This window comes from Saccharopolyspora sp. NPDC049426, assembly GCF_040676935.1.
GTDB lineage: Bacteria > Actinomycetota > Actinomycetes > Mycobacteriales > Pseudonocardiaceae > Saccharopolyspora.
Genome location: NZ_JBFAPZ010000012.1, coordinates 190,053 through 210,469 on the forward strand (window position 1 = coordinate 190,053; position 20,417 = coordinate 210,469).

Consider the following 20,417-nt stretch of genomic DNA (forward strand, 5'->3'; position numbering starts at 1 on the left):
ACGCCCGCGACCCGGCACCGGCCGGAAGATCGGGCTCACATCCAGTCGGGCAGTTCGGGTGCGTCGCCGCGCAGCTCACCGGGGCCCGTGCGACCGAGCAGCCAGCCCAGCATCGGACCGGGTTCGCCGGAGACGGCCGCCGGTCGCGACGTGGTGCCGCGCAGGTCCCAGCGGCGGTGGTGATGGCCGAAGTCGACATCCAGCGTCAGCGCGGGCACGTCCGGCCGCCCGCCGAAGAGCTGCACCACGTCCTCCAGCACGAGCTCGGCGTCCGCGAGGGGGATGTCGGCGAAGTCCACGTCGTGGTCGAGGTCGGCCAGGTGCACCCAGACCTCCAGCAGCCGCAGCCGGAGGACGTGCAGCGCGGGGATGACGTCGCCCCCGGAGAGGGTGACCTCGGCGGTCCAGTCGGAGTCGGGCAGGTCCCGAGCGGCCACGAAGAACCGGTCGCTGGAGGCGACCAGGTCCTCCATCAGCAGCTGGTGGCTGCGCGAGGAGCCTTCCTCGATGGCCTGGTCGCGGTCGTCGCGGCTGGCGTACATCGGGTGCTCGATGCCGGTCCGAGCCCACAGCAGGAGGTTGCAGCAGGCATCGGCGTTGCGGGCCAGGTGGGTGAGCACGTGCGATCGGCTCCAGCCAGGCAGCAGGCTGGGTTGTCGGACCGAGATCTCGTCGAGCCCGGACGCGGAGCGCAGCAGGACCTCGGTGGCGTGCCGGACGGCGGCTCGCCGGTTCGCGACCTCGTCTGCCAGGGCGGCAGCGGACCATCGGCCGGTACCGAGAACGATGTCAGCCATGGCTCTACCTCACGTGGGGGAGAGGGGAGGGTCGAATTTGCGGAAAACGTGAAGTCTTGAGCGTAAAGGTGCAGGACACGTCGGGGACAGTGCCCCATGCGGGCGACTTTGCGTATCGTCGTGAGGGGGCAGCCACCGCCGGATCACGCAACATCTCACACGTTGGGGTGACGGCCGGGGAAGGTGCTCGGCACCGGACGCCGTCGGTCCGAGACTGTCGGTGGCGCCGAATAGCATGGACGTCGCAACGTCGCGACCCGATGCCGCGCCGGCGGTCCCGCTGCCTGAAGCAGGCGGCCGCTCGCAGTCGGCGCGCGCTCGCGCAACACCAGAACTTTTTCGAAGGGATCACCGTGGCTGACCGCCTCGTCGTTCGCGGCGCCCGTGAGCACAACCTGCGCGGGATCGACCTCGACCTGCCCCGGGACAGCCTGATCGTGTTCACCGGGCTTTCCGGCTCGGGCAAGTCGAGCTTGGCCTTCGACACCATCTTCGCGGAGGGGCAGCGCCGCTACGTGGAGTCGCTGTCCGCCTACGCCCGGCAGTTCCTCGGTCAGATGGACAAGCCCGACGTGGACTTCATCGAGGGCCTGTCCCCGGCGGTGTCGATCGACCAGAAGTCCACCAGCCGCAACCCGCGGTCCACGGTGGGCACCATCACCGAGGTCTACGACTACCTGCGGCTGCTCTACGCCCGCGCGGGCAAGGCGCACTGCCCGACCTGCGGCGAGGCGATCAGCAAGCAGACCCCGCAGCAGATCGTCGACCAGGTCCTGGAGATGCCCGAGCGGGCCAAGTTCCAGGTGCTGGCGCCGGTCGTGCGCGGACGCAAGGGCGAGTACGTCGACCTCTTCGAGCAGCTGCGCTCCTCCGGCTACGCCCGCGCCCGCGTGGACGGCGTCGTGCACCCGCTCGACGAGCCGCCGAAGCTCAAGAAGCAGGAGAAGCACGACATCGCGGTCGTCATCGACCGGCTCACCGTCAAGCCCAGCGCCAAGCAGCGGCTCACCGACTCGGTCGAGACCGCGCTGCGGCTCGCCGACGGGCTGGTGCTGGTCGAGTTCATCGACCTCGACGAGTCCGACCCCGCCCGCGAGCGCAAGTTCTCCGAGAACCTGGCCTGCCCGAACGGGCACGCGCTGGGCGTCGACGAGCTCGAACCTCGATCGTTCTCCTTCAACTCGCCCTACGGCGCCTGCGCCGAGTGCGCGGGCCTGGGCATCCGCAAGGAGGTCGACCCCGAGCTGGTCGTGCCCGACGAAGACCTCTCGCTGGGCGACGGCGCGATCGCGCCGTGGGCGGGCGGGCACACCGCCGAGTACTTCTCCCGGTTGCTGACCTCCCTGTCGGAGGCCATCGGGTTCCGGATGGACACCCCGTGGCGGCAGCTGCCCACCAAGGTCAAGAAGGCGGTGCTGCACGGCACCGACGACCAGGTGCACGTGCGCTACCGCAACCGCTACGGACGCACCCGCTCCTACTACGCCAGCTACGAGGGCGTCATCCCGTTCCTGGAGCGGCGGCTGGAGCAGACCGAGTCGGACTACGCGCGCGAGAAGTACGAGGGCTACATGCGCGACGTGCCGTGCCCGGCCTGCGACGGCACCCGCCTCAAGCCCGAGATCCTGGCCGTGACCATGGAGAACGAGGACGATGAGCTCTCCATCGCCGACGTCAGCGCGCTGAGCGTGGCCGATTGCGCGGAGTTCCTCAACGCGCTGGTCCTGGGGCCGCGCGAGCAGATGATCGCCGGTGCCGTGCTCAAGGAGATCCAGGCCCGGCTGGGCTTCCTGCTCGACGTCGGCCTGGACTACCTGTCGCTGGACCGCGCGGCGGGCACTCTCTCCGGCGGCGAGGCGCAGCGCATCCGGCTGGCCACGCAGATCGGTTCCGGTCTGGTCGGCGTGCTCTACGTGCTCGACGAGCCCTCGATCGGGCTGCACCAGCGCGACAACCACCGCCTGCTGGAGACGCTGAGCCGGCTGCGCGACCTCGGCAACACGCTCATCGTCGTCGAGCACGACGAGGACACCGTGCGCACCGCCGACTGGGTGGTCGACATCGGTCCCGGTGCCGGTGAACACGGCGGCAAGGTCGTGCACAGCGGTCCCTACAAGGAGCTGCTGAAGAACAAGGAGTCGCTGACCGGCGCGTACCTGGCCCGGCGCAAGGAGATCCCGGTGCCGACCGAGCGCCGGGTCCCGGACCGCAAGCGGCAGCTGACCGTGGTCGGCGCGCGCGAGCACAACCTGCGCAAGATCGACGTGTCCTTCCCGCTGGGTCTGCTGACCGCGGTCACCGGCGTGTCCGGTTCGGGGAAGTCGACCCTGGTCAACGACATCCTCGCGTCGGTGCTGGCGAACAAGCTCAACGGTGCGCGCCAGGTTCCCGGCAGGCACACCCGGGTCAAGGGCCTGGAGCACGTCGACAAGCTGGTGCAGGTCGACCAGTCGCCGATCGGTCGCACGCCGCGGTCCAACGCGGCCACCTACACCGGCGTGTTCGACCACATCCGCAAGCTGTTCGCGGCCACCACCGAGGCGAAGGTGCGCGGCTACCAGCCGGGCCGGTTCTCGTTCAACATCAAGGGCGGCCGGTGCGAGTCGTGCGCGGGCGACGGCACGCTGAAGATCGAGATGAACTTCCTGCCCGACGTCTACGTCCCGTGCGAGGTGTGCAAGGGCGCCCGGTACAACCGGGAGACCCTGGAGGTGCACTACAAGGGCAAGACGATCGCCGAGGTCCTCGACATGCCGATCGAGCAGGCCGCCGAGTTCTTCGAGCCGATCAACGCCATCCACCGGCACCTCAAGACGCTGGTCGACGTCGGACTGGGCTACGTGCGGCTGGGGCAGCCGGCCCCGACGCTGTCGGGCGGTGAGGCGCAGCGCGTCAAGCTCGCGAGCGAGCTGCAGAAGCGCTCCACCGGCAAGACGGTCTACATCCTCGACGAGCCGACCACGGGTCTGCACTTCGAGGACATCCGCAAGCTGCTCGGCGTGATCAACGGCCTGGTCGACAAGGGCAACACGGTGATCGTGATCGAGCACAACCTCGACGTCGTCAAGACCGCCGACTGGATCCTGGACATGGGCCCCGAGGGCGGCAACGGCGGCGGTCTGCTGCTGGCCGAGGGCATGCCCGAGGACATCGCGGAGATCGAGGACAGCCACACCGGGCGGTTCCTCGCCGAAGTGCTGGGCTGAACGCCAACCGGGCACCCACCGAGGAGCCCGAGCGCAGGTTGTTTGTAACCTTTCCGCCAATGCGCGGGTCGCCACCACATGGCGGCCCGCGCTTGGACTGCCCGCGGTGAACGTCATCGGGCGCCGCACCCCTGGCGTCGGATGACGCGGAGTTCCCGCGCCACAAGCGGAAAGGGAGTGCCCGTGGACGCGCTCAACGACGCGATCGTCGCGCTGAACGACACGTTCTGGCTTTACATCATCATCCCCGTGCTCGCGGTGCTGAGCCTGTACTTCACCGTTCGCTCGAAAGCCGTGCAGATCCGGATGATCCCGGAGATGATCCGCGCGATGGGCGGCAAGGCCGAGATCGCCGAAGACGGCGGGAAGGCGATCTCGTCGTTCCAGGCGTTCGCGATCTCCGCCGCCGCCCGCATCGGAACCGGCAACATCGCCGGTGTGGCCACGGCCATCGCGCTGGGCGGCCCGGGTGCGGTGTTCTGGATGTGGACGATGGGTCTGGTCGTGGGCGCGGCCAGCTTCGTGGAATCCACCTTGGCGCAGCTCTACAAGGTGCGGGACAAGTCCGGTTTCCGCGGCGGTCCGGCCTACTACATGCTGCACGGCCTGCGGGCGCGCTGGATGGGCGTGCTCTTCGCCGTGGTCATCACGGTGACGTTCGGCTTCGTGTTCACCGCCGTGCAGGCCAACACGATCGTCGACGCCGTCGTCACCTCGGCCGAGGCCACCGGGATGAGCTCGAACGGCTGGATGCAGCCGGTCCTGGGCGTGGCGCTGGTCGCGCTGACCGCGCTGATCATCTTCGGCGGCGTGCGCCGGATCGCGCAGACCGCCGAGCTGCTGGTGCCGTTCATGGCCGGCCTCTACATGCTGCTCGGCCTGATCATCGTGGTGCTCAACATCGACGCGCTGCCGGGCGTCATCGCGCAGATCTTCTCGCACGCCTTCGGTTTCGAGGCGATCGCGGGCGGCGGCATCGGTGCTGCGATCGTGCAGGGCGTGCGGCGCGGCATGTTCTCCAACGAGGCCGGTCTGGGTTCGGCCCCGAACGCCGGCGCCACCGCCTCGGTGAGCCACCCGGTCAAGCAGGGCCTGGTGCAGACCCTCGGCGTCTACGTGGACACGTTGCTGGTGTGCTCGACCACGGCGTTCATCGTGCTGCTGTCCAACCCGACCTTCGGTGACGAGGACCGCGGCGCTTCGATGACCCAGACGGCGCTGCAGGCCAACCTCGGCGACTGGTCGCTGCACCTGATGACGCTGATCATCCTGCTGGTCGCGTTCACCTCCGTGCTGGGCAACTACTACTACGGCGAGTCCAACGTGGGCTTCCTGACCCGCAGCCAGGCGATGCGGACCGGCTACAAGTGGTGCGTGCTGGTCGTGGTGTTCCTGGGCGCGATCGGGTCCTCGGACCTGATCTGGAACCTCGCCGACACCACGATGGGCGTCATGGCCCTGGTCAACCTCGCCGCCATCGCTCCGCTGAGCGCGGTCGCGCTGAAGCTCCTGCGCGACTACAACGATCAGCGCGAGCAGGGCCTCGACCCGGCCTTCACCCGGGACCGGCTGCCGGAGCTGACCGGCGTCGAGTGCTGGGAACCCAAGGAACCGGCCAAGGCCGAAGCCTAGAGGAGAACCGGCGGGTGGGGTTCGGATCGGTCCGGGCCCCACCCACGTCGTTCCCGGCGCGAGCACCGCTCAGCGAGGCCTGCCCTCGACACCCGGGCGCAGCTGCCAGGGATAGGGGCCGTCGAGGGGCCGGTACTCGACGCCGAAGGCGTCCAGGCGCGGCAGGTGGTGGTGGGCCAGGCGGTGGTGGAACTCCGCCGGATCCCGCTCGCTGCTCCAGGCGACCTCGGCGAACGCGCACAGCCGGGGGAACGCCGAGTAGTCGATGCGGGCGGGGGAGTCGAGCTGCTCGGTCCACACCTGCGCCTGCAGGCCGAGGACGCGCTCGGTCGGCGGCTCGTAGGCGTAGACGTTCTCCAGGGTGTTGAGGAACCCGACCGGGATCGGCTCGTCGGGCTCATCGGACTGCCGGTGGTCCAGGTAGAAGTGCGTTTCCGGGCACAGCAGCACGTCGTTGCCCGCTTCGGCGGCGCGGGCGACCGCCTGCGCGTCCTGCCAGCTCAGCACGATGGTCTCCGTCGGGAGCGAGACCAGGTGCATGGCGTCGTCCCATGCCGATGTGCGGCGGCCGTGGTTGTGCACGTGCTCCATCAACCGCCGCAGCAGCGCGCCGTGCGCGGGCGTCGCACCCGGGACCTCGTCGCCGCCGAGGCAGATCACCGGCGACGGGAAGATCGACATCACGTGGTCCAGCACGTCGCGGAAGAAGTCCACCGTGGCCCGCCGGGGAGCCAGGATCCGGTCGCTGACGCCCCACGAGTCCCACACGCCCACGGGCCCACCGGCTCCCAGGTCGGGGTAGGCGGCGATGGCGGCTTGGCTGTGCCCGGGGACGTCGATCTCGGGCACCACCGTGATGTGGTGCTCGGCGGCGTAGGAGACGATCTCCAGCAGGTCCTCGGTGGTGTAGTAGCCGCCGTGCGGCTGCCGGTCGAACTCCGGGACCTCGCCGCGGCCGATCATGGAACGCTCGCGCCACGAACCGATGCGGGTCAGCTCCGGGTGCTGGGGGACCTCGATGCGCCAGCCCTGGTCGTCGGTGAGGTGCAGGTGCAGGACGTTGAGCTTGTGCATCGCCAGCAGATCGACGAACCGCAGGACCTCCCGCTTGGCCACGAAGTGCCGGGCGACGTCGAGGTGGCAGCCGCGCCACCCGAACCGGGGGTGGTCCTCGATCATCCCGCACGGCAACGAGATCGGCTCGTCGTGGATGGGGGCGCGGCGGAACGCGTCCGGCGGGAGCAGCTGCCGCAGCGTCTGCGCCGCGTGGTGCGCGGCGGCGGTGTGCTGCGCGGTCACCAGGGCCTGGTCGGGGTTGATCTCCACGCGGTGGCCGTTGATGTGGGGATCGATGCGGAACTCGATGGTGGGCTTGGCGGCCAGCGGCAGCGGAAGTCCCGTCGCGGCACCGACGTGCCTGCGGAACCACCGCGCCACGCTCGGTTCACCGCCGACGCTGGTGCGGATGTCCAGCGGCAGCCGACCGGTGGCGTACTCGACGCGCCGCGGGCGCGGCAGCAACGAGTGGAAGCTCATCCCTTCACCGCGCCGGAGAGTCCCGACACCAGGTTCCGCTGGACGAGCACGAAGAAGATCAGAACCGGAATGGTCATCAGCGTGGAGCCTGCCATGATCGCGCCCCAGTCGTTTCCCTGCGGGCTGAAGAATACCAGGATCGCCATCGGCAGCGTCTGGTTCTCCGTCGCCGAGATGATGAAGGTCTTGGCGAACAGGAAGTCGTTCCACGCGTGGATGAACGACAACACGCTGGTGGCAACGAGTCCCGGAGCCACGAGCGGGAACAGCACCTGCCAGACGAACCGGGTGCGGTTCGCGCCGTCGAGGGTGGCGGCCTCCTCCAGCTCGACCGGGACGGCGGCGACGAACCCGCGCAGCATCCAGATCGCCAGGGGCAGGCTGAACGCCAGGTGCACCAGCACGAGCGATCCCAGGTGGTTGATCCCGAAAGCCGGTGCGGCCGAACCGACCTGGCGCATCAGGAAGAACAGCGGGATGGTCAGGGCCTCCACCGGGACCATCTGAGCCACCAGCAGCATGAGCAGCAGCACGGCACGGCCCTTGATCCGGTACCGGGTCAGCGCCACCGCCGCCAGGAACGACATCAGCAGCGACAGCAGCACCACCGCACCCGCGACGAGGAGGCTGTTGAGGAAGTAGCCGCCCAGCCCGTCGACGGTGAGGACCCGGCGGAACCCGTCCAGGGTCGGCGCGGTGGTCCAGGGTCGCGGATCGGAGGACTGGAGCTCGGATTCCGGCTTGAACGCCGAGAGCACCATCCAGTAGAGCGGAAACGCCACCAGCACCGCGATCACGACCGCGGCGGTGTTGGCGACGGCGCGGGAACGTCTCATGCCAGCACCCCGTTCCCGCGCTGCGCCCGCAGGTGGAGCAGCGTGATCACCAGCAGCAGCGCGGTCATCACCACGCCGATCGCCGAACCCAGGCCGTAGTTCGAGGCCGCGAACGCCTCTTGGTAGGCGTAGACGTTGAGCACCATGTTCTGCCCGGCGACGCCGCCGCCGTTGGTCATCACGTAGATCTGCGTGAACACCTTGAAATCCCAGATGATCGACTGGATGGTGGCGATGACCAGCACCGGGCGCAGCATCGGCAGCAGCACGCTGCGCGTGGTCCGCCACGTCGAAGCGCCGTCCAGCGCGGCGGCCTCCACCACCTCGCCCGGAATCCCGATGAGGCCGGCGTAGGTGGTGACCAGAACGAACGGGAAGGAGCACCAGATCACCTCGGCGGCCACCAGGCCGAAGGCGAGGTACTTGTCGTAGGTCCACGACATGCCTTCGGCGCCGCTGATGCCGATGCCGGTCAGCGCCTCGTTGACCAGCCCGAAGTCCTGGTCGAACAGGAACAGCCACACCGTCGACCCGGCCACCGCGGGCGTGGCCCAGGCTCCGATGGCCGCCAGGAACAGCAGGATCCGGGGCAGCGGGGAGACCTTGGTGGCCAGCACCGCCAGGCCGATGCCGACCACCAGGCTTCCCAGCACGCAGATCGCGGCGAAAACGCAGGTCTGCAGCAGGATCGTCCAGAACCGGGCATCGCCGAGCAGCGCCAGGTAGTTGCCCGCGCCCAGGAACTCCAGCGGCGCACCACCGGAAGCCTGCGCCTGGCCGTACTCGTACAGCGAGATCTGCACCAGCTGGTACAGCGGGTAGCCCATCATGCCGATGAGCAGCAGCGCCGCCGGTGCGAGGTAGAGCAGCGCCATCATCGGCCTTCGAAGGCCGCGTTCATCTGCGCCGCCGCCTGCGCCGATGCCTCGGCGACAGGGGTACCGCGCACGATCTGCTGCACCATCGTGGGAAGCACGCCCTGCGCGTCGATCTTCGACCACGCCTCGGTCGCGGGCACGAAGTGCGTTCCGCCGCGCAGCGTCATCACGAACGGAGCCGCCGCCGGATCGTGCTCGGCCACCTCGCCCTGGACGTCGATGAACGTGGGCAGGTTTCCCATCGCGCCGTACATCTTGCGCTGGTACTCCTTGCCCGCGAGCAGCTGGACGAACTCGCGCGCCAGGGTCGCTCGCTGCGAGGACTTGAGCACCGACAACAGGTTCCCGCCCGCGAAGGCCGGGGCGGTGGAGCCGATCGCATCGCCCGGCAGCGGCACGACGCCGTACTTGCCCGCCACACCCGCGTCGACGGCCTTGCGGTTGAAGTCGCCGCCGATGGTCATCGCGGCCTTGCCGGAGGCGAACGCCTGCACGCTCTGGCTGCCGGTCATGTCGGAGCACTGCTCGGGCGGGCACGCGCCGCTGGTGATCATCTCGGCGTAGGTCTCGATGCCGCGCTGCGCTTCGGGACTGTCGATGGTGGACACCCAGCGCTGGCCCTCCTGGCGAGCCAGGTCGCCGCCCGCCGCCCAGATGAACGGCATCAGCGCGTAGTGGTACTTGCCGCCGGTGGAGATGCCGTAGAGGTCAGGACGTTCGGAGTGGATGCGCTGCGCGGTGGCCAGCAGCTCGGCGGTGGTGCGCGGTGGCTGCAGGCCCAGCTCGTCGAACACGTCGGTGCGGTAGTACAGCGCGCGCACCCCGGTGTACCAGGGCACGCCGAAGACCTTGCCCTCGACTCGCGCGGTGTCCAGCGCGGAGGGGGACAGGTCGGCGGATTCCGGCCACTGCGGCAGCTTCTCGGTCACATCGGCCAGCCCGCCGGCGGCGACGTAGCCCGCGAGGTCGGTGTTGCCAACCTCGGCGACGTCGGGTGCGCTGGCGGGATCGTTGAACGCGCCGGTGAAGCGCTCGGACCTCGTCTCCACCGCGATGTACTGCACGTCGACCTCGACGCCGGGGTGCTCGCGCTCGAACCGCGCCACCGCTTCGTCCACGGTGTCCTGCTTGGGCGCGCGGTTGGCCTCGTCGAACAGCCATACCCGCAGCGTTCCGGTGCGCTCGTCGGCCTCGGGCCCGGCCTGCTGCACCTGCGGTGGCCCGCAGGCCGTGAGCAACGCAGCGACGGCGGCGACGATGACGGCTTTTCCTGCGCGCATGGCTGGTCTCCGATGTGCTGAACGATTTCAACGGAAATCAGGAACCGGATTTCAGTGGAACTCGGTACCTCGATTTCCATTGAAATCGGTGCTGTTCTCTTGTGAGCCCTGGTGGCGGGGAGGGTGAAGCCTCGCCGGAGCGAAGCCGTCGCCGAACCTTGGCCGGGGCGATCGTCGTGGGACTGCCGAATTCGACGGGAAGAGCGGGTCAACTGTCCGTTGTGGACGAATCAGCCGTGGAAGGTGATGACCGCGGCCGAGGGGCACGCGTAGCTGTCCGGGGTGGGGGTCAGCGCACCGGTCTCGGTGTCGCGCGCCAGGCGGGTGATCGTGCCCGCGCGCTGGTTGGCCACGAACAGCGAGGTCTCCTCGGGGTCCAGGGCGAAGTGCCGGGGCCAGTTGCCGCCGGTGGGCGTGACGGCCTTGAACACCAGCGACCCGTTCTCCACGCCGAAGGTGGCGATGGTGTCGTCACCGCGGTTGGAGGCGTAGACGAACTGGCCGTCCCGGGAGACCGCGATCTCGGCGGGGAAGTTCTCGCCGTTCGCCTCGGGAGCGCGGCTGCTGATGACCTGCCCGGCCGTGAGGGCGCCGGCCTTCGGGTCCCAGGCGAGCACGGTGATCGTGGAGTTCAGCTCCGCCAGCAGGTAGGCGGTGGTGCCCTTGAACACCAGGTGCCGTGGGCCGGTGCCCGCGGGCAGCGGGAGCTGCTGGTGCTGGGTGAGCTTCCCTGCGTCGAAGGCGTGGACGAACACCGAGTCGGCGCCGAGGTCGACGGTCACGACCCACTTCCCGCTGGGGTCGACCACGACCTGGTGCGCGTGCGGCTCGGCCCCGGGGTGCTTCACCAGGGCGGTGTTCTCGCCGATGCTGCCGTCGGGGTTGCGCCGGTGCACCGCCACCGTGCCGTCCCCGTAGTGGGCGGTGAGCACGAACTCCCCGCTCGGGTGCACCGACAGGTGGGTGGGAGAGCTCCCACCGCTGGGCGCGGTGTTGATCACCTTGGGTTCGTGGGTGCTGACGTCGATCGCGGTGATCGAGCCCTGCTCCCGCTCGTTGGTCACGTACAGGAACTTGTGGTCGGGGGACCAGGCGAAGAAGGAGGCGTCGGCGATCCCGTCGAGGGTTCCGGAGGGGGCGAGCACCCCGTTCATGTCGCGCATCGCGATGTCCACGCCTCGGCCGGCGGGCTGCGAGCTGGTGTAGCTGCCGATGAAGGTCATCAGGCCCTCGTGCGCCTGGTGCACCTGGTGCGGCGCGGCCGCGCCCTGCCTGCCGGCGGCGGTGGCGCAGCCGACGGTCGCTCCGGCAATGCCCAGAGCTCCGACCGCGCTCAAGAAACCACGACGCGAAAACGAGCTGTCACCCACGACGTTCTCCCAGCTAGACGACACGGCAGAAGCGAAGTCTGTCGCAGTGACCACAGGTGGACTAGACCAAAATGGCCTAACCGGACCGCCGCCATAGGCGCTAAGCCCCGAAACGGTTCACCATCCGTGGCGATGTCGCGAAATCGCCTCGCGGGGGCCGAGAACGTGGTGCTCTCACGCGACCAGGAGCGAGATCCCGGCCGCCATGCCGAAGGCCACCAGCGACAGCAGGGTCTCCAGGACGGTCCAGGTCTTGAGCATGTCGCTCACGGGAATCCCGAAGTACCTCGAGATGATCCAGAACCCGCCGTCGTTGACGTGCGAGGCGATGATCGACCCGGCGGCGATCGCCACCGCGATCAGCGCGAGCTGGGCCTGCGACAGACCGGCCGAACCGACCAGCGGGGCCACGATCCCACCGGTGGTCACGATCGCCACGGTTGCCGAACCCTGCGCGATCCGCAGCCCGCTGCTGATCACGTAGGCCGACACGATCATCGGCAACCCCACGCCCTGCAACGACCCGGCCAAGGCGTCCCCGACACCCGTTTCGGCGAGCACCTTGCCGAAGAAGCCGCCCGCGCCGACGACCAGCAGCAGCATGCCCAGCGGCCGCAGCGCCCCGCTGGTCAGCTCGGACAGGTCCCGCCCGGTCATCCCGCGCCGGGTCCCCAGCAACCAGAACGACAGCAGGACGGCGATCGTCAACGCCACGGTCGGGTTCCCGAGGAACGTCAGGACCGACAGCGCGCCGCTGCCCTCGGGCAACGTGATGCTGCCGAAGGTGGCGCCGAGGATCAGCACCATCGGTAAGCCGATGATCAGCGCGACCACGCCGAGCGACGGATCGCGCTGGCCCTCGCGCTTGGCGGCGAGCTCGTCGGCGGCGGCGAGCATGTCGGCGGGCACCGGAAGGACGATCCGCTTGCCGATCCACACCGGGTAGAGCAGACCGGCGACCACGAACGCCGGGAGCCCGCAGGCCAGTCCCATCAGGATGATCCACCCCAGGTCCACGCCCAGCAGCCCCGCGGCCACCACGGGACCGGGGTGCGGCGGCAGGAACGCGTGGGTCATCGACAGCCCGGCCACCAGCGGCAGGCAGTACAGCAGGATCGAGCGCTTGCCCTGCCGCGCGACCACGTAGACCAGCGGTGCGAGCACGAAGATGCCGATGTCGAAGAACACCGGAATCCCGAAGATCAGCCCGGACAACCCCATTGCCAGCGGAGCCCGGTTCTCCCCGAAGGCCCCGAGGAGCTTGCGGGTCAGCAGCTGAGCGCCACCCGATGCCTCCAGCACGGAGCCGAGGATGGTGCCGAGTCCGATGATGGCGGTGATGTGCCCGAGGATGCTGGCGAAACCGCCTTCGAGCAGCGAATCGCTGCTCTTCTGCGCGGTCCCGACGATGTCCTCCACGGGCAGCCCGGCGGCCAGCGCGATGAGCAGCCCGGTGACCAGCAGCGCGATGAACGGCTCGATCCGGAAGCGGATGATCATGACCAGCAGCACCGCGATCCCGACCGCGCACAACGTGAGCAGCCCGGACGTCTCGTGCTGCAACCAGTTCAAGAACACGGGGCCTCCTGGGCGCTCTTCAGGGACTGCTCTGCTCGGCGCGAGCCGCGTGCGGCTGCTAGCGGTTCTTGCGCAGCGCGCGCCCGGGCAGGGCGTCGGTGCGGGCGCCGTCGTCGATCACCGGAACGCCGTTGACCAGCACGTGCGGGATGCCGACGGCCTGCTGCCGGGGCTCGTCGAAGGTCGCGGTGTCGCGGACGGTGTCGGGGTCGAACAGCACCAGGTCGGCGACGTGGCCTTCCCGGACGCGTCCTCGGTCGGTGAGCCCGAGCCGATTGGCGGGACGCGAGGTCATGTTCCGCACGCACTCCTCCAGCCCCAGCACGCCGAGTTCGCGCACGTAGTGGCCGAGGTAGCGGGGGAAGGTGCCCCACGCGCGCGGGTGCGGGCGCGCGCCGACCAGCAGCCCGTCGCTGCCCGCGGTGTGCGTGCGGTGGCGCATGATCGCTCGCACGTTGTCCTCGTGCCCGACGTGCATCAGGCAGGACGCGCCCAGCCGCTCGCTGGTGAGCACGTCGAAGTAGAGCTCGGTCGGCTGCGCCCCGGCGGCCAGCGCCGATTCCGCGACGCTGCGGCCCACGAGGTGAGCGTTGCCCGGTTCGCGGACGCCGTTGATCTCGATGGTCTCCCACTCGACCGGAACGCCGTGGCAGCCGTCGGAGCCCTCCACCTCCAGGACCTGGCGAATCCGCTGCCGCTGCACGGGATCCCGCAACCGCTCCAGGGTCGCGCTGACGCCGCCGGCCATCGCCCAGCTCGGCAGCAGCGCGTGCAACGAGGTGCTGCCCGGCAGGTACGGGTAGGTGTCGAGGGTGATGTCGCAGCCGTCGTCGAGCGCCGCGTCGAGCATCGCCAGCAGTTCGCCGGCCCTTCCGGCGTTGACGCCGAAGTTCATCGTCGCGTGCGCCAGGTGCAGCGGGCATCCCGAGGACCGGCTGACCTCGATCATCTCCTCGTAGGCCGCGAGCGCACCGGCGCCGTAGCTGCGGTGGTGCGGGCTGTAGTAGCCGCCGAAGGAGGCCACGACCTCGCACAACGCAGCCAGTTCCGCCGTGTCGGCGTACATCCCGGGCGTGTAGGTCAGCCCGGACGACATGCCGAAAGCGCCCTCGGCAAGGGATTCGGCGAGGACCTCGCGCATCCGGTTCAGCTCGTCCTCGGTGACCGGCCGGTCGTCGTAGCCCGCGCACAGCAGGCGCAGCGTGCCCTGCGGGACGAGGTAGGCGGCGTTGGTCGCGATGCCGGTGTCGAGCCGGTCGAGGTACTCGGCGACGCTGCGCCAGTTCCAGTCGAAACCCGGCGGATCGTCGTTCCAGCCCGCCAGCTGCGCGCGCAGGGTCCCCAGCGCGTCGTCGTCGACCGGGGCGTAGGACAGCCCGTCCTGGCCGATGACCTCCAGCGTCACGCCCTGGGAGACCTTCGCGGTGTGGTCCGGTTCGGCGAGCAGCCGCAGGTCCGAATGCGCGTGCATGTCCACGAATCCGGGTGCCAGCACGAGCCCGTCGGCGTCGATGCGCCGACGTCCGCTCAGCGTTCCCGCGTCGGCGATCTCGGCGATGCGTCCTTCGTCGACTCCGACGTCGGCGAGGAACCCCGGGCCGCCGTCGCCGTCGACGACTCGCGCGCCGCGATAGACGATGTCCATGGTGGAGTCGTTCCTCCGGTCACACGCCGGGCAATTGGTCTGCACCGGGTGGTCGAATGGTAAGTACCATTCCCCTGTGAAAGCAATGAAGATCGGCTCCGGCCGAAATTCCGCTTCACGACGCCGAAATCCGTGGAAGGACACCGACATGAGCAGGACCGTGGTGAGCACCGACGCCGCACCGAAGCCGCCGGCGAACATCCCGCTGTCGCAGGGCGTGCGCAAGGGCAACATCCTGCAGGTCTCCGGGCAGACCGCGGTCGACCCGGCGACCGGCAAGGTCGTCGAGGGCGGTGTCGCCGAGCAGACCGAGCAGTGCCTGCGCAACGTCATCGCGATCATCGAGGCCGAGGGCGGATCTCTGCAGGACGTGCTGATGCTGCGCGTCTACCTCACCGACACCGCGCAGTTCGCCGAGATGAACGAGGTCTACGCCCGCGTCGTCGGCGAGCCCTTCCCGGCTCGCACGACCGTCTACGTCGGCCTCCCGGCCGGCCTGCTGTGCGAGATCGACGCCCTCGCAGTCCTGGACTGACCTGGGGCGGGTGGCGGTCCGGCCGGGACCGCCACCCGCTGACGGGTCAGAAGTAGGTGCGCACCAGGTCGGTGACCTGCTCGCCGTCGACCACCGGGATCAGCGTCCACTTGTCGAAGACCGTGCAGGGGTGGGACAGGCCGAAGCCGATCCAGTCGCCCACGCGCACCTCGGCCCCGGCGAGCCTGAGGAACGCGTGCTGATCCGCCAGACCCGACACGTGGCAGGAACCGTCGGCGAGCTCGCGGGTCTCGCCGTCCGAACCCCGGATCACCTGCGGTTCCGGGAGCCCTTGGTCGAACGAGACGTCGCGGCGCCCCATCGTCAGCAGCGCCAGGTCGGCTTCCGGCTGCGACACCACCTGCGCCCAGATCCGCATCGCCGGTCGGAACGGTGACTCGGCACCGGCCAGCCGGTGCCGGCGGCCGAACGGCGAGCGCACCCGGTAGAAGCCGTCGTCGTGCAGCAGGTATCCGCCGCTGCGCAGCACCGGCACCACGGGCAGCCCCTCCGGCCACGGGAGGGTCAGCGCCTCGGCGACCTGGTCGAAGTAGGCGCTCCCGCCCGCGCTGACGATGACCTCGTCCAGCCCGTCGAAGTAGCCGGCCTCGGCGAATTCCACCACCAGGGAGCGGAATTCGTTCAGGTAATCGTCGATGGCCGACAGCGAGGACTCCTCGACGTCGTGCGCCACCTCGCCCTCGTACCCCGACACGCCGACAAGGCGCAGCCGGTGCTCGGCGGCCACCGCCGCGGCGACCGCTCGCGCCTGCGACACCGTGCGGGCACCGGTCCGGCCGCCTGGGACACCGAACTCCACCAGCACGTCCACCGGCCGCGTCCCGCCGTGCGCGGCGAGCGCGGAGGCCATCCGCTCGACCCCGCGCAGCGAATCCGCGTAGCAGCAGAACGAGAAGTCCGGGTCGGCGTCGAGCTCGGCGGACAGCCAGGCCAGCCCCTGCGGGTCGACGAGCTCGTTGGCGAGCAGGATCCGCTGGACGCCGAACGCCCGGTACACGCGCAGCTGACCGATGTTGGCCGCGGTGATGCCCCACGCGCCGTGCTCCAGCTGCCGCTCGAAGAGCCGGGGCGCCATCGTGGTCTTGCCGTGCGGAGCGATCCGCAGGCCGTGCTCGTCGCACCACGCGGCCATGGTGCGCAGGTTGTGCTCCATCGCGGCGTTGTCGAGGGTCAGCAGCGGCCCGGTGAAACCGGCTTCCCACAGCGTCGGCCGCTCGGCGAGGAACTCCCCGGCGGTCTTGCCGGACGCGTTCGGCGGCATGCCCTTGAACCGCCAGTCGATGGTCTCGTCGCGCAACGCGCGGATCGCTTCGGTGTTGATCCCTGCTGCGGGCACTGCCGGCCTCCTATTGCGCATGTTGCAACGAATGTTGCGCGAAGAACGACTTCGGTGTGTAGCATTGCCCGCTTCGTCGAGTCAACGATGATCGGAGACGCCGGTGAGCCAGAGCCTGGAACGCGGACTCGCCGCGCTGACCGCACTGGCCGAGGGACCGCAAACGCTCGACGGTCTCGCCCAGCGGCTCGGCGTGCACAAGACGACCGCGATGCGCCTGCTGCGCACGCTGGAGACCGGCCGCTTCGTCCGACGCGAAGACGTCCACCGCTACCGGCTGGGCAGCGCCGTGTTCGCGCTCGCCCACCAGGCGCTGGACGACCTGGACGCGCGCGACGTCGCCCGGCCGTTCCTCGACGCGCTGGGGGAGCGCACCGGGCACACGATCCACCTGGCGACCCTCGACGAGGATCAGGTCGTCTACGTCGACAAGGTCGACAGCGTCCACCCGGTCCGGATGTACTCCCGCATCGGCCGACGCGCCCCGCTGCACTGCACGGCGGTGGGCAAGGTCCTGGTCGCCGACCTCTCGCAGCAGCGCCGCGAACGCCTGGCGCAGCGGATCGCCTACCCGAAGCTCACCGCGAACACGATCGACTCGGCCGAGCGCTACCTGGCGGAGCTGGAGCGCGTCCGCGCGCAGGGGTACTCGGTGGACCGCAGCGAGCACGAGGAGTTCACCCACTGCATCGCGGCGCCGGTGCGCAACCACCGAGGGGATGCCGTGGCGGCGATGTCGATCTCGGTGCCGAAGGTCCTGCTCTCCTGGGAGGACCTGCTCGGCTGGCTCCCGGATCTCCGCCGCACGGCGGCGGAGATCTCCCGGGAGCTGGGCAACCGTCAGTAGACGGGGCCGGTGTACTTCTCGCCCGGCCCCTGACCGGGGGCGTCCGGGTGGGTGGAGTACTCGCGGAAGGCGCGCTGGAGGGACTGCAGCCCCTCGCGCAGCGGACCGGCGTGCGGTCCGAGGTACTCGACCGAGGCGGTGATCAGGCCGGCCAGTCCGGTGATCAGCCTGCGGGCCTCGTCCAGATCGCGCACCGGTGTGGCGTCCGGGTCGTCGTCAGCGAGCCCGAGCTTCTCCGCGGCGGCGGACATGAGCATCACCGCAGCGCGGCTGATGACCTCGACGCTGGGAACATCGGAGAGCTCGCGTACGTTGAGCTCCATATCCGCGTCGTGTGCCGGTTCACCGGCACCGGTCGTGTCATTCGAGGGAGTGGTTGGCTGCGGTTCGCTCACGCCTGCTACCCTGACACGCACGACCAGCCCCCGCCGCGGCGGGGGCGGCAAAGTGGAGCCCCGCTCCCACCCGAGCAGCCGCTGAGGCCGCCGGGTTCCGGTCCTGTCGATGTCCCGTGTGGCGTCGGTGGTGCGAACGGTATCGGCTGATACCGGTTCGATCGGTTTGGAGTCAGGGTCCCGCGGTATCCGCACGAGCGGAAGCCGGCGGGACCTTTGCATTCCGGGGTGAGCTCTACACGCCGTGGTGTGCAGTACACACAGCCATCGAACCGAGGAGGCCCCATCAGCTCCGAGACGCGCATCAATGACCGCATCCGGGTTCCGGAAGTCCGACTCGTCGGACCCAACGGTGAGCAGGTCGGGATCGTCCGCATCGAGGACGCCCTGCGCCTGGCCCAGGAAGCGGATCTGGACCTTGTCGAGGTCGCCCCGCAGGCGCGCCCGCCGGTCTGCAAGCTCATGGACTACGGCAAGTTCAAGTACGAGAGCGCGCAGAAGGCTCGCGAATCGCGTCGCAACCAGCAGCAGACCGTCATCAAGGAGCAGAAGCTCCGGCCGAAGATCGACCCGCACGACTACGAGACGAAGAAGGGCCACGTGTCCCGCTTCCTCGGTCAGGGTCACAAGGTCAAGGTGACGATCATGTTCCGCGGTCGCGAGCAGTCGCGGCCCGAGTTGGGCTTCCGCCTGTTGCAGCGACTGGCCGATGATGTTTCCGAGCTCGGGTTCATCGAAGCGACCCCGAAGCAGGACGGTCGGAACATGATCATGGTTCTGGCGCCGCACAAGACCAACAAGACCAAGCCCAAGGCCAACGCGTAGTCGTACGCCGCCGCCAGGGCTCGTGATGTGAGGCCGGGTCGGGACGCTGGCCGCGCCCCCACCCGGCTCCAGTACGAAACGAGGACGGAAGATGCCGAAGAACAAGACCCACAAGGGCACCTCGAAGCGCTTCAAGGTGACTGGTTCGGGCAAGCTGCGGCGCGAGCAGGCCGGTCGCCGGCACATCCTGGAGAAGAAGTCCAGCCGTGTCACCCGTCGCCTCGAAGGCACCGAAGCCGTCGCCAAGGCCGACGTCAAGCGCATCAACAAGCTGCTGGGTCGCTGACGCCGACTTCCCCGCTGCACCCGTGAGGGAGCAGTAGTCCGGCATCGCAAGCCATCCAGCCACCCGCATTGGGCGGTCAATCCGCCGCCCCTGATGAGATAACAGGACGGACCCCGTGGCACGCGTCAAGCGGGCGGTCAACGCCCAGAAGAAGCGCCGCACAGTTCTCGAGTCGGCCCGTGGTTACCGCGGTCAGCGCTCCCGGCTGTACCGCAAGGCCAAGGAGCAGATGCTCCACTCGATGACCTACTCCTACCGGGACCGCCGCGCCCGCAAGGGCGAGTTCCGGAAGCTGTGGATCACCCGCATCAACGCCGCGACCCGGCAGCACGGCCTGAGCTACAACAAGTTCGTGCAGGGCCTGAAGGCCGCTGAGGTCGAGGTCGACCGCAAGATCCTGGCGGAGCTCGCCGTCAACGACCCGCAGGCCTTCGAGGCGCTGGTCGACGTGGCGCGCAAGAACCTGCCGGAGAGTGCGGCCTGATCGCCGAAAGCACTTCCGATTCGCGACCCGGGACCCCGCTCACCGAGCGATCGTCCCGGGTCGCGGTCGCTCGTAAGCTCACCCGCCGCGCAGGCCGCGAGAAGGCCGGCGCGTTCCTCGCCGAGGGAGCGCAGGCCGTGGGCGAGGCGCTGACCGCGCACGCCGACGACCGGCTGCGGGTGCGAGAGCTGTTCGTCACCGAGCAACCGCGACACCCCGAGCTCGCCGAGCGCGCGGTGCTGGCGGGCGTGCCGGTGCGCGAGGTGACCGACAAGGCCGCCGCGTCGCTGTCGGAGACGGTCACCCCGCAGGGCGTCGTGGCGGTCTGCGACCTGCCGCGCACCGATCCGGTCACCGCCCTGGCGCAGCGGCCGAAGCTGGTCGCGGTGCTGGTCGGCATCGCCGACCCGGGCAACGCCGGAACCGTGGTGCGCGTGTCCGACGCGGCCGGGGCCGGTGCGGTGCTGTTCGCCGGTGACACCGTCGATGCCTACAACGGCAAGGCGGTGCGCGCCTCGACGGGCAGCCTGTTCCACCTGCCGATCGCTCGCGATCGCGACGTCAGCGCGGTGCTGGCGGCATGCCGGGACGCCGGGCTGCGGCTGGTCGGCGCCGACGGCTACGCCGCCGGTGACCTCGACACCGCCGACCGCGCGGGGGAGCTCGCCGAGCCGACCGCGTGGGTCTTCGGCAGCGAGGCCCACGGCCTGTCCGACGAGGTCAAGGCCCAGCTGGACACGACGCTGCGGGTGCCGCTCTACGGTCAGGCCGAAAGCCTGAACCTGGCCACGGCCGCCGCCGTCTGCCTCTACGCTTCGGCGCGTGCGCAGCACCGCTGAGCTCGGGCGGGACGGATCACCGCGAAACGCCGTGGACGCCGTCGCATAGAATCGCCCATGTCAGCTTGCGGCTTCGCACCGAAGAGTCGTA

Annotated in this window: 18 protein-coding genes; 8 read left to right on the forward strand and 10 right to left on the reverse strand. The window is 69.6% G+C overall.

Annotated features, from left to right (window positions below):
• Nucleotides 1-35: 35 nt before the first annotated feature.
• A complete protein-coding gene (locus AB0J78_RS25490; protein ID WP_363793156.1) occupies nucleotides 36-797 on the reverse strand; it encodes a maleylpyruvate isomerase family mycothiol-dependent enzyme in 762 nt (253 codons plus the stop codon).
• A 353-nt stretch (nucleotides 798-1,150) separates the two neighbouring features.
• Here AB0J78_RS25490 and uvrA point away from each other — a divergent pair, with 353 nt between their 5' ends.
• Both uvrA and AB0J78_RS25500 read left to right on the forward strand, forming a co-directional pair.
• Entirely contained in the window at nucleotides 1,151-4,003 is a 2,853-nt protein-coding gene (gene uvrA, locus AB0J78_RS25495; RefSeq protein ID WP_363793158.1) for an excinuclease ABC subunit UvrA, read from the forward strand.
• A gap of 183 nt (nucleotides 4,004-4,186) precedes the next feature.
• Nucleotides 4,187-5,635 (forward strand): alanine/glycine:cation symporter family protein, encoded by a 1,449-nt coding sequence (locus AB0J78_RS25500; protein WP_363793160.1) that lies wholly within the window; start codon nucleotides 4,187-4,189, stop codon nucleotides 5,633-5,635.
• A gap of 69 nt (nucleotides 5,636-5,704) precedes the next feature.
• Here AB0J78_RS25500 and AB0J78_RS25505 read toward each other — a convergent pair whose 3' ends face one another.
• The 7 genes from AB0J78_RS25505 to AB0J78_RS25535 form a co-directional block, all read right to left on the reverse strand.
• Complete coding sequence (locus tag AB0J78_RS25505) at nucleotides 5,705-7,171, reverse strand: beta-N-acetylhexosaminidase (RefSeq protein ID WP_363793162.1); 1,467 nt, start codon at nucleotides 7,169-7,171, stop codon at nucleotides 5,705-5,707.
• Entirely contained in the window at nucleotides 7,168-8,007 is an 840-nt protein-coding gene (locus tag AB0J78_RS25510) for a carbohydrate ABC transporter permease (protein WP_363793164.1), read from the reverse strand. Before AB0J78_RS25510 ends, AB0J78_RS25505 begins: the two co-directional genes overlap by 4 nt.
• On the reverse strand, nucleotides 8,004-8,882 hold the full coding sequence (locus tag AB0J78_RS25515) for a sugar ABC transporter permease (RefSeq protein ID WP_363793166.1): 879 nt from the start codon (nucleotides 8,880-8,882) through the stop codon (nucleotides 8,004-8,006). Before AB0J78_RS25515 ends, AB0J78_RS25510 begins: the two co-directional genes overlap by 4 nt.
• Nucleotides 8,882-10,165: an extracellular solute-binding protein gene (locus AB0J78_RS25520; protein WP_363793168.1), complete on the reverse strand. Its 1,284-nt coding sequence runs from the start codon at nucleotides 10,163-10,165 to the stop codon at nucleotides 8,882-8,884. The genes AB0J78_RS25515 and AB0J78_RS25520 overlap by 1 nt, the downstream gene beginning before the upstream one ends.
• Before the next feature lie 230 nt (nucleotides 10,166-10,395).
• Nucleotides 10,396-11,502 (reverse strand): lactonase family protein, encoded by a 1,107-nt coding sequence (locus tag AB0J78_RS25525; protein ID WP_363793170.1) that lies wholly within the window; start codon nucleotides 11,500-11,502, stop codon nucleotides 10,396-10,398.
• Between the two features lie 207 nt (nucleotides 11,503-11,709).
• Nucleotides 11,710-13,113: a gluconate:H+ symporter gene (locus AB0J78_RS25530; protein ID WP_363793173.1), complete on the reverse strand. Its 1,404-nt coding sequence runs from the start codon at nucleotides 13,111-13,113 to the stop codon at nucleotides 11,710-11,712.
• Between the two features lie 58 nt (nucleotides 13,114-13,171).
• Nucleotides 13,172-14,758, reverse strand: a complete 1,587-nt coding sequence (locus AB0J78_RS25535; protein ID WP_363793175.1) for a D-aminoacylase — start codon at nucleotides 14,756-14,758, stop codon at nucleotides 13,172-13,174.
• 148 nt (nucleotides 14,759-14,906) lie between these two features.
• Here AB0J78_RS25535 and AB0J78_RS25540 point away from each other — a divergent pair, with 148 nt between their 5' ends.
• Complete coding sequence (locus AB0J78_RS25540) at nucleotides 14,907-15,293, forward strand: Rid family detoxifying hydrolase (RefSeq protein ID WP_363793177.1); 387 nt, start codon at nucleotides 14,907-14,909, stop codon at nucleotides 15,291-15,293.
• A 46-nt stretch (nucleotides 15,294-15,339) separates the two neighbouring features.
• On the opposite strand, the gene AB0J78_RS25545 is transcribed toward AB0J78_RS25540, so the two are convergent.
• Nucleotides 15,340-16,650, reverse strand: coding sequence for an amino acid deaminase (locus AB0J78_RS25545; RefSeq protein ID WP_363793179.1), 1,311 nt, complete (start codon nucleotides 16,648-16,650; stop codon nucleotides 15,340-15,342).
• Nucleotides 16,651-16,753: 103 nt separating this feature from the next.
• On the opposite strand from AB0J78_RS25545, the gene AB0J78_RS25550 reads away from it, so the two are divergent.
• The gene (locus AB0J78_RS25550; protein ID WP_363793181.1) at nucleotides 16,754-17,497 is read left to right on the forward strand and encodes an IclR family transcriptional regulator; all 744 of its coding nucleotides are present in this window, start codon (nucleotides 16,754-16,756) and stop codon (nucleotides 17,495-17,497) included.
• On the opposite strand, the gene AB0J78_RS25555 is transcribed toward AB0J78_RS25550, so the two are convergent.
• A complete protein-coding gene (locus tag AB0J78_RS25555; RefSeq protein ID WP_363793183.1) occupies nucleotides 17,491-17,820 on the reverse strand; it encodes a DUF1844 domain-containing protein in 330 nt (109 codons plus the stop codon). The genes AB0J78_RS25550 and AB0J78_RS25555 overlap by 7 nt on opposite strands.
• A gap of 321 nt (nucleotides 17,821-18,141) precedes the next feature.
• Between AB0J78_RS25555 and infC the strand changes: the two genes are divergently transcribed.
• The 4 genes from infC to AB0J78_RS25575 all read left to right on the forward strand — a co-directional run bounded on the left by infC (nucleotide 18,142) and on the right by AB0J78_RS25575 (nucleotide 20,326).
• Entirely contained in the window at nucleotides 18,142-18,717 is a 576-nt protein-coding gene (infC, locus tag AB0J78_RS25560) for a translation initiation factor IF-3 (protein ID WP_132625053.1), read from the forward strand.
• A gap of 91 nt (nucleotides 18,718-18,808) precedes the next feature.
• Nucleotides 18,809-19,003, forward strand: a complete 195-nt coding sequence (gene rpmI / locus AB0J78_RS25565; RefSeq protein ID WP_093415814.1) for a 50S ribosomal protein L35 — start codon at nucleotides 18,809-18,811, stop codon at nucleotides 19,001-19,003.
• 115 nt (nucleotides 19,004-19,118) lie between these two features.
• Nucleotides 19,119-19,487, forward strand: coding sequence for a 50S ribosomal protein L20 (gene rplT / locus AB0J78_RS25570; protein WP_093415812.1), 369 nt, complete (start codon nucleotides 19,119-19,121; stop codon nucleotides 19,485-19,487).
• On the forward strand, nucleotides 19,487-20,326 hold the full coding sequence (locus AB0J78_RS25575) for an RNA methyltransferase (protein ID WP_363793238.1): 840 nt from the start codon (nucleotides 19,487-19,489) through the stop codon (nucleotides 20,324-20,326). Before rplT ends, AB0J78_RS25575 begins: the two co-directional genes overlap by 1 nt.
• The last annotated feature ends 91 nt before the right edge of the window (nucleotides 20,327-20,417 follow it).

Bases quoted from the DNA above. Each gene is read 5' to 3' on its own strand.
- rpmI (WP_093415814.1), top strand. From the start codon at position 18,809: ATGCCGAAGAACAAGACCCACAAGGGCACCTCGAAGCGCTTCAAGGTG.
- AB0J78_RS25540 (WP_363793177.1), top strand. From the start codon at position 14,907: ATGAGCAGGACCGTGGTGAGCACCGACGCCGCACCGAAGCCGCCGGCG.
- AB0J78_RS25490 (WP_363793156.1), bottom strand. From the start codon at position 797: ATGGCTGACATCGTTCTCGGTACCGGCCGATGGTCCGCTGCCGCCCTG.
- AB0J78_RS25555 (WP_363793183.1), bottom strand. From the start codon at position 17,820: ATGGAGCTCAACGTACGCGAGCTCTCCGATGTTCCCAGCGTCGAGGTC.
- AB0J78_RS25510 (WP_363793164.1), bottom strand. From the start codon at position 8,007: ATGAGACGTTCCCGCGCCGTCGCCAACACCGCCGCGGTCGTGATCGCG.
- AB0J78_RS25535 (WP_363793175.1), bottom strand. From the start codon at position 14,758: ATGGACATCGTCTATCGCGGCGCGCGAGTCGTCGACGGCGACGGCGGC.
- AB0J78_RS25515 (WP_363793166.1), bottom strand. From the start codon at position 8,882: ATGGCGCTGCTCTACCTCGCACCGGCGGCGCTGCTGCTCATCGGCATG.
- AB0J78_RS25505 (WP_363793162.1), bottom strand. From the start codon at position 7,171: ATGAGCTTCCACTCGTTGCTGCCGCGCCCGCGGCGCGTCGAGTACGCC.
- AB0J78_RS25520 (WP_363793168.1), bottom strand. From the start codon at position 10,165: ATGCGCGCAGGAAAAGCCGTCATCGTCGCCGCCGTCGCTGCGTTGCTC.